The sequence below is a fragment of the Micromonospora maritima genome (assembly GCF_902825405.1).
Taxonomy (GTDB): Bacteria; Actinomycetota; Actinomycetes; order Mycobacteriales; family Micromonosporaceae; genus Micromonospora; species Micromonospora maritima.
This window is the reverse complement of the sequence record NZ_CADEAU010000886.1, coordinates 1-1,135: the sequence shown is the minus strand read 5'-3', so window position 1 is coordinate 1,135 and position 1,135 is coordinate 1. Positions and strand designations below refer to the sequence as shown.

Here is a 1,135-nt window from a genome sequence, read left to right as displayed (position 1 = left end):
GGTGTCGGTGGCGACCACCGCCGCCGAGGCCATCGAGACGATCGGCCGGTGGGACGGGCGGGTCGCGCTCGCCGCGGTCAACGGGCCGACCTCGGTGGTGGTCTCCGGCGACGCCGCCGCGCTGGACGAGCTGGTGGCGCACTACGAGTCCCGCGAGGTGCGGGTGCGGCGGGTGCCGGTGGACTACGCCTCCCACTCCGCGCACGTCGAACCGCTGCGCGAGCACCTGTTGGCCCGGCTCGCCGCCATCGAACCCCGCACCGGCACCGTGCGGTTCCGCTCCACCGTCACCGGCGACTGGACGGACACCGCCGGCCTCGACGCCGACTACTGGTACCGCAACCTGCGCGAGACGGTCCGCTTCGACGACGCGGTCCGCGACCTCACCGCCGCCGGGTACCGCACGTTCGTCGAGGTCAGCGCGCACCCGGTGCTGACCATGGCGGTGCAGGACAGCGCCGAGGCCGCCGCCGGGCCGGATGCGGTCACGGTCACCGGCAGCCTGCGCCGCGACGAGGGCGGCCTCGACCGGTTCCACAGGTCCCTCGCCGCCCTGCACACCGCCGGGACGGCGGTGGACTGGCGGCCCGCCTTCGCCGGGCACCCCGGCCGCCTCGTCGACCTGCCCACCTACCCGTTCCAACGGCAGCACTACTGGGTGCCCGCCGGCGAACCCGCCGCCCCGGCCACCGCCGCCGGCCTGCTCGCCCTGGTCGGCCTCTTCGACATCGTCGGTACGGTCGCCTCGGGCTGGCTCACCGACCGGGTCGACAGCCGGCTGCTGCTGGGCGCCTACTACGCGCTGCGCGGCGTGTCGCTGCTGGTGCTGCCGAGCCTCTTCGCCGACCGGGCCGAGCCGAGCATGCTGGTGTTCATCATCTTCTACGGCCTGGACTGGGTGGCCACCGTCCCGCCGACGGTCGCGCTGTGCCGGGAGTGGTTCGGCGCGTCCGGGGCGGTGGTGTTCGGCTGGGTGTTCGCCGCCCACCAGGTGGGCGCCGCGCTCGCCGCCACCGGCGCCGGCCTGGTCCGGGACCGGCTCGGCGACTACGCGCTCGCCTGGTACGTGGCCGGCGCGTTGTCGATCGGCGCGGCCGGGCTGTCCCTGCTGCTGCGCCGGCGCGCCGCCGCGGAG

Annotated in this window: 1 protein-coding gene; it reads left to right on the top strand. The window is 75.9% G+C overall.

The window, feature by feature from the left end; genetic code table 11:
• The coding region (locus HUW36_RS34775) for an acyltransferase domain-containing protein (RefSeq protein ID WP_246248452.1) at window positions 1-1,135 on the top strand (1,135 nt) is incomplete at both ends.